This is a genomic window from Oryzihumus sp. (genome assembly GCF_036391795.1).
In the GTDB taxonomy this organism is placed as follows: Bacteria; Actinomycetota; Actinomycetes; order Actinomycetales; family Dermatophilaceae; genus Oryzihumus.
On the sequence record NZ_DASVZH010000116.1, the window covers coordinates 1 to 7,230 of the forward strand.

General features: G+C 75.0%; 4 protein-coding genes and 1 pseudogene. 1 reads left to right on the top strand and 4 read right to left on the bottom strand.

All coding sequences use genetic code 11. The features are described from left to right. The 3 genes and pseudogenes from VF825_RS06840 to VF825_RS06850 all read right to left on the bottom strand — a co-directional run. Window positions 1-1,524, bottom strand: a pseudogene (locus VF825_RS06840) (hypothetical protein); the annotation flags it as partial. 144 nt (window positions 1,525-1,668) lie between these two features. Continuing rightward, the gene (locus tag VF825_RS06845; RefSeq protein ID WP_331111508.1) at window positions 1,669-5,091 is read right to left on the bottom strand and encodes an ABC transporter transmembrane domain-containing protein; all 3,423 of its coding nucleotides are present in this window, start codon (window positions 5,089-5,091) and stop codon (window positions 1,669-1,671) included. Window positions 5,092-5,104: 13 nt separating this feature from the next. After that, a complete protein-coding gene (locus VF825_RS06850; RefSeq protein ID WP_331111511.1) occupies window positions 5,105-5,569 on the bottom strand; it encodes an NUDIX domain-containing protein in 465 nt (154 codons plus the stop codon). 147 nt (window positions 5,570-5,716) lie between these two features. Between VF825_RS06850 and VF825_RS06855 the strand changes: the two genes are divergently transcribed. After that, window positions 5,717-6,487 (top strand): hypothetical protein, encoded by a 771-nt coding sequence (locus VF825_RS06855; RefSeq protein ID WP_331111513.1) that lies wholly within the window; start codon window positions 5,717-5,719, stop codon window positions 6,485-6,487. 97 nt (window positions 6,488-6,584) lie between these two features. Here the strand turns inward: VF825_RS06855 and VF825_RS06860 are convergent, their stop codons facing one another. Further along, window positions 6,585-6,788 (bottom strand): cold-shock protein, encoded by a 204-nt coding sequence (locus VF825_RS06860; protein ID WP_141788164.1) that lies wholly within the window; start codon window positions 6,786-6,788, stop codon window positions 6,585-6,587. Window positions 6,789-7,230 lie beyond the last annotated feature (442 nt).

Below are 7,230 nucleotides of genomic sequence, written 5' to 3' on the forward strand. Positions count from 1 at the left end.
GGCGCCGGCCACCCCGGCGGTGGCCATCGCCGGTGCCGGAGGCGTGCCCTGCGGCGCGGCCGCGACGGGGGGCACCGGGGAGGCCGGACCGGGCGTACGCCGTCGGCGCAGCACCGCCCACACGACCAGGCCCAGCAGGACCAGCCCCAGCAGCACCAGGCCGGCCACCAGCCAGGGCGAGACCGAGCTCGAGGTGTCCGCGGCGGCCTGACCGGGCATGCCGGGCATCTGCCCGGACTGGCTCACCGAGCTGCCGCGCAGCTTCGTGGCGATCGCCAGGTTCTGGGTGGCCAGGTAGTGGCCGGGGAACAGCGCGAGGGCGTTGCGGAACCCGGGGATCGACCCGGCATACCCCCGGTTCTTGAACAGGTGCATCGCCTGCTCGAAGGAGGTGTCGACCGGCCCGCGGTGCGGGGTGACGCCCGCGGCCCGCAGCGCCGCCGTGATGGCCGTGGCGGTGACGAGGCGTGGGGCGGCCGACGGCGGCAGCGTCGCGGTCTTCGCCGGGCTGGGCGACGCCGAGGCCGACGGGCTGGCGGCCGTGGTCGCGCTCTGTGTGGCCGGGGTCGGGGTGCTGCTGGCGACGTCGGAGGGGCTGGCCGCGGAGGGGTTCGCGCTGGCGGGGCCGTTGGGGGGCACGAGGAGGCCGATGACCTGGCCCTGCTCGGCCACCAGGGGCCCACCGGTCAGCCCCGCGGGGACGAGCCGTCCGAGCCGGAGCGCCACCGCCAGGTCGGCGGCGGTGAGCCCCGTGGTCTTCAGCGCCGTGCCACCGACGGTGGCCAGGTGCGTGTTGAGCGCCAGCAGGGGCGTCGTCGGGCCGGGCACGCCGGTGAAGCCGAGCGCGGACAGGGCTTCCGCCCCCGAGGTCGACCGGCCCAGGTCGACGGTCGGCATGCTGGTGGCGCCACGGACCCGGACCACGGTCACGTCGGCGGTGGGCTTGCCGATCACCTCGGCCGGGAACGCGCCGAACCGGGCCTGCGACGTGACGTAGGGGTAGACGCGGAAGTCCCACGTCGCCCGGACCACGCAGCCGCCGGCGTCGTTGGTCTGCCCGCCGGGGTAGCAGGCCTGGAGCCGGTCCTCGGTCCGGTCGCCGGCCGGCCCGATGTGGTGGCGGGAGTACGGGTCGGCCGGCAGCGGCGCCGCGCTGCCGTACTGCTTGAGGAACGCCTGGTTCACGGCGTAGACCTCGGCCCTGGTGAGGTCGGCCGCGCCCAGCGCCCCGGTGGTGACGACGACCCCGGACGGGTCGACCGCGAAGCCGCTGGCCGAGGCGAGCACCGGGTTCCAGGTGCTCTGGATGATCCCGATGTGCACGCCCGAGGGGTCACCGACCGGCCGGTGCTCGATGAGGGCGACCTCGACCTGCGCCCGGGCCTCGACCCACACCACGGCCGGCGCGGCCCGCTCGGTCGGGGTGGGGTGCGTGTGGGCCCAGGCGAGCGGCGCCGGCCCGAGGGCGAGGGCAAGGACCACCGCGACCCCTGCGTAGATGTAGCGCGACCTGCGGCCGGTCATGACAGCTCCGCTCGACGTGGCGGCACAGTCCGGTGTCCACGGCGGACCAGACCATCCAAAACCCGTTGCCGAGGGGTGTCAACGCACCGCTGAACCCCTTGCAGCACAGGTGGATACGTGTTTCGGCCTAGGCCGGTTCAGCTCTCAGGCGCGGACCCTCAGGTCGGCCGGCAGCGGGGCCTCCAGCGCCGCCAGGGCCAGGCCGAGCCGGTCGGGCTTGAGCTGGCACCAGCTGCGCAGCGCCAGCCGGGCCAGGGACACCTGCCGGTATGCCGTGACGCGGGCCAGCAGCGCGTCCGCGCCGGCGGGGTCCGCGGCCAGGTAGGTCTCGAGGAACATCCGCTCGGGGTCCTGGCCGGAGCCATCGGCCCCGGGGCCGGCGGCCGCGCGCGCCTTGCGGGTGGTGACCGCGAGGTGCCCCACGAACTGCCCGACGTCCAGGGCCGGGTCGGCGGTGCAGGTGTGCCCGAGGTCGACGATGCTGCTCATCGGACCGTCGAAGATCACCCGCGAGGGGGTCAGGTCGCCGTGGGCGAACCCGGCCGGCCCCTCCCCCATCCCCAGCGCGAGCACCGCGGACAGGTGGGTCTGCAGCCGGGCAGCCAGGGCCGGCGCGAGCGGGGCGACCGCGTCGAGGTCCTCGCGCAGGGCGTCCACGTCCCCGTGCAGGGTGCGGGTGGGGCCCAGCCGCAGGCCGCAGGCGTGCCACGTCGCCGCGATCCGCGCGCTGGTCCGGGTGGCGGACTCGACGGTGAGCTCCCCGGGGCCCGGCGCGGGCGCGCCGGCGTAATGGGCACGCACCAGCCCGGGCAGCAGCGGGGTGCCGGGCAGGGCCTCGAGCAGGACCATGCCGAGGTCGGGGGCCTGACCCTGCAGCCGGGGCACGAGGAAGGGGTGCGCCGCCTCGCCGGCCGCCTCGAGGTGCCCGCGCAGGGCGGTGGCCACCCGGCCGACGAGCCGGCCGCGGTCGTCGGCGTCGACCCGCCCGTAGACGACCTGCTTGACCGTGCGGCCGGTCGGCCCGATCCGCCAGACCAGCTCGTGGCGCAGGACCGCGTGCCCGCGCCGGGCGTACTGCACCACCCCGGTGCGGCACCCCTCCAGCCCCAGGCCGTCCAGCGACGCGGCCAGGCCGGGCTCCAGCGCCCGGGTCAGCCGGGCGACGTCCGTGGCACCGACCAGGCCGGGCAGGTCGGGGTCCACCGGGAAGGCGTGCAGCACCATCGACAGCTCCGGCACCAGGGAGGCCGGCCGGGCGAAGGGGGCGAGGTCCTGGTGGCCGGCGGCCTGCTCTACCAGCGGGGTGGTCGCGGCGTGCCAGCGCTGGGCGAGCTCGGGGGCGGCGAACATGCGCCCGCCGACGAGGGTCTCCACCGTGTGGCCCGACACCACGTGTCGCAGCCCGACCCGGTAGCGGACGGTGGCCCCGGCCCTCGGCTCGACGACGGCCTTGCCGGGGGTGCACCAGTCCAGCGCCCACGACTCGCGCAGCAGCGACTGCAGCCGCGGGCCCATCGCCTCGGGGTCGAGGGCCTCGATGAGGCCGGGCAGCGCCCGGTTCAGCGCGGGCGCCCGCAGCGGGTCGAGGTCGCTCTGCTCCAGCGCCACGCCCACGGGGGCCAGGGCGCGGCCGGTGAGCCGGCGGAAGGTCTCCGCCGTCGCGGGCAGTGGCACCGCCTCGTCCAGGGCCGCCTCGAACTCCTCGACCCGGCCGGCGCCGTCGGCCGCGGCAGCGCCCACCCCCATGGCCTGGCCGAACTGGCGCACGTACAGGTCGGCATACAGCCCGCCGCGCTCGAGCAGGTCGGCCGGGGTGCCCTCCTCCAGGACCCGGCCGGCGGAGATGACCAGGATCCGGTCCACGTCGCGGATGAGGTTGAGGTCGTGCGAGACGATGACCGTGGAGCGGCCACGGACCAGGCCGGCGAGCGCCTGGCCGACCAGGTGGGTGGACTCGGCGTCCAGGCCGGTGGTCGGCTCGTCGAGCACGAGCACCGGGGTGTCGCGGATGAAGGCCCGGGCGATGGCCAGCCGCTGGCGCTGCCCGCCCGAGAGCGTGGCCGCCCGCTCGCCGAGGACGGTGTCGTAGCCGTTCGGCATGGCGGTGACGAAGTCGTGGGCGTTGGCCAGCTTGGCCGCGGCGACCACGTCCTCGCGGCTGGCGTCCGGCCGGCCGTAGGCGATGTTGTCGGCCACGGTCCCGGTGAACAGCACCGTCTCCTGCAGCACCATGCTGATCTGCGCCCGCAACGAGGCGATGGTGAAGCCCCGGATGTCGTAGCCGTCGAAGAGCACCGCTCCCGCGTGGGGGTCGTAGAGCCGGGGCAGCAGCTGGGCGATGGTGCTCTTGCCGGCGCCGCTGTGCCCGACCAGGGCCACCACCTCACCGGGCTCGATGGTGAAGCTCACCTGGTCCAGGGCCGTGCGCAGCGGGGCGTCGTCGCCGTCCTGCTCGCCGATCGGCTGGTAGGCGAAGCTGACGTCGCGGAACTCGATGTGCCCGTGCAGGGGCGGGGCCTCGATCGCGTCGGGCGTGTCGACCACCGCGGGCCGGCGCTCCAGCAGCTCGGAGATCCGCTCCACGCTGGCGTAGATCTTGCCGACGGTGTTCCATTCCTTGATGATCCGCCGGGTCGGCTTGAACATCCCCTGGATGAGCAGGATGAACGCCACCAGCAGGCCGGCGTCGATGACGTGGGCCCCGACCAGCCGGCTGCCGATGAGCACGACCGCGGCGATGACGACCGCCTCGAGCATGCTCACCGTGAAGCTGAACAGCGCCTCCAGCCGCGCCGTGCGCAGGATCGCCGCCATGGCCGAGCTGCTCTCGCTGGCGAACTTGCGCTCCTCGGCGTCGCCGCGGCCGTAGGTCTGCACGACACTGATCGAGGAGAGCATCTCCTGCGCGGTCGAGGCCAGGTCGCCCTCGCGGGCGCGCTGCTCCTTGGAGGCCTCCTTGATCCGCCTGGCGAACGCGTTGGACATCAGCGCCAGGACCGGCACCACCACGAGGGCGAGCAGCGCGATGCGCCAGGACTTCCACAGCAGGTAGGCCATCGTCCCGGCCAGCAGCAGGGCGCTGCCGAGCAGGTCGCTGACCGAGTCGCAGACGAACTCCTCCAGGGCCTGCACGTCGCTGGTGATCCGGCTGAGCACGTCGCCGGTGCGCCGGCGCAGGTGGAACGCCAGCGAGAGGCGTTGCAGGTGGCCGAACATCGCGGCCCGCAGGTTGTAGCCCAGGGTGCGCCCGGCCTTGGCCAGGGAGATCTCGGCCATCGAGTCCGACAGGCTGTTGACGGCGGTCACGACGACGATCGCGCCGGCCAGCACCACGGTCGTGGAGCCTGCCGCCGGCTTCCAGGAGAACAGCTGCCAGCGCGCGCCGTCCTTGAGCACGTTGATCAGGGCGCCGATCAGGGTGGGCAGCGCGACGGCGGTGAGCGCCTCGAGGGTGAGCAGCACGACCGCGTAGAGCATGGAGCGCCCCTGCGTGCCCGCGTAGCGGCGGAAGAGCGCGACGGTGCGGCGGGTGTCCCCGCGGCCGGCCCGGTCGCCCCGCCTGCGCATCAGCGCCGCCCGGTCATCCCGCCCGGCCCAGGGCCCGCAGCCGCGGCCAGGTGCGCGCGAAGCCGGGGTGGAGCCGGAGCTGGTCCACCAGCGCCTCCCGGACCCAGCGCAGCGCCTCGCTCTCGGCGTTGAGCCGCACGGCCAGCAGGCGGGGGGCCTCGGCCACGACCGTCACGTAGGACCAGCCGCCGTGGTCGTCGACCAGCTCGTCGACGAGCTGCACCGAGCCGGCGACGATGCCGGTCTCCTCGGCCGCCTCACGCAGCGCCGCCTCGTTGGGGCTCTCGTGGCTGTCCCGGGCGCCACCGGGCAGCCCCCAGGTGTCACCGTGGGCCGTCCAGGAGGCGCGGTGCTGCATGAGGATCCGCGGCTCGCCGTGGGCATCCCGGCTGCGCAGCATGAGCCCGGCGGCACCGTGCACGCCCCAGTGACGGTGGCCGTGGGCACACCAGGTCCAGCCGTTGCCGTCGCCGTGCACCCACCCATCATCGACCACCGGCCACCGGCAGGGGTATGCCCCCCGTCCACTTTCGGGACGCCTGCCGACGCGCCGGGCCGACACGCGCGGGCGCGCCGGTGGGCCGATGCGGGATGCTGTGCCCGTGGACACGACGACGGCGCACGCATGGGTCTAGGTGGGCAGGCCCCCGAGTGGGACGAGTACGACTGGATCCCGGTCCCGCCGGCGCGGCTGCCCGCCGGCCGTCCCGAGCCCCGGGCGGGGACCCGGGCCGGCACGCGGTCCGGAACCCGGGCCGGATCGCAGACCGGTGCCCAAGCCGGCTCCCGACCCTCCGGCCGGCCCGCCGCGCGACCGTCCGGCCGGGCGGCGGCCCCGTCGGCGCCCCACGGCTTCACCGACCTCGGCGAAGCCGTGCGCCACTGGCTCGAGCAGGACCCGGCCTGGTCCGCGTCCAACGCCCCCACCCTGCTGCTCGTGGACCTGGACAACCTGCGGGCCGGGCGGGTGCGCTGGCAGGAGCGTGTCACGGCGCTGGCCACGCTGGCGCGGGGCTTCGACGACGTCACGATGGCGGGCCAGCACGATGCGGTGCGACGGGCGAAGCCCCACCTGGGCGACCTCATCGAGCACGCCCGGGCCGTCGACGACGGGCACGACCTGGCCGACCACGTCCTGCTCGACGCAGCCCGGGCGATCCCGGCGCGCCACCTGCGGGTGATGGTCGTGAGCAACGACGGGATCTTCGCGACGCTGAAGGACCGTGGTCCGCTGACCGTGCTCAGCCCGGACTACCAGGCACTCAGCGACCAGCTGCGGGCCCGGGCCACCCACCTGGCGGACCTGGCCTCGATGGAGCGGGAGGTCACCAACGCCCGCCGCCGCGCCGGCCGGCGACGCCGCACCGCCGCCTCGGCCCAGCCCGCGGGCACCTGAGCCAGCACGCGAGCAGGCGCTCACGGCACGACGAGGCCCCCGCCCCTGGGAAGGGACGGGGGCCTCGTGGCGCAGCCGCCTGAGGGCGGCCGGTGCGTCAGAGCGCGCGAACCCGCTCGGCCTGCGGACCCTTGGGGCCCTGAGCCAGGTCGAACTCGACCCGCTGCGCCTCGTCGAGGGAGCGGTAGCCGTTGGTCTCGATCGCGGAGTAGTGGACGAAGACGTCGGGGCCGCCGCCGTCCTGGGCGATGAAGCCGAAGCCCTTCTCCGCGTTGAACCACTTCACAGTGCCTTGTGCCATGGGAGTAACTCTTTCCTGATTTAGCCGATGGAGCCCTCCCGGACGGGGAGCTCCTGGCTGGTGCAACACCCACGGCCGGGCACCGAAGTGCTGGCCCTACGAAAAGAGCCCGCCGATCAAGGCGGGCTCGTCCTGAGAGGAACTGCAACGTCAACCACCGCAACCCTAGCACCGGAGCGGCGAGAACCCCACTCCGCGCGATCCCGCGCGATTCAGCGCGACAGGCGCGGCACCCCGGGAGGCCGGCAGAAACCTCCGACGAGCGAGCGCGCCCCGCCAATGGTTGACTCCGGGGCAGCGCGTCCCGTCGACCTCCCGGAAGGCACCTCATGACCATCCCCCGCAGAGCGTCAGGGCGGGCCGCCGCCCTCGGCGCGGTGACCGCCCTCGCGGCCGCCCTCGCACTGGCCCCCGGCGGGCCGGCCACTGCCAGCCCCGCCGC

Coding starts and splice junctions, on each gene's coding strand:
- VF825_RS06845 (WP_331111508.1), bottom strand. CDS start 5,091: ATGCGCAGGCGGGGCGACCGGGCCGGCCGCGGGGACACCCGCCGCACC.
- VF825_RS06855 (WP_331111513.1), top strand. CDS start 5,717: ATGGGTCTAGGTGGGCAGGCCCCCGAGTGGGACGAGTACGACTGGATC.
- VF825_RS06860 (WP_141788164.1), bottom strand. CDS start 6,788: ATGGCACAAGGCACTGTGAAGTGGTTCAACGCGGAGAAGGGCTTCGGC.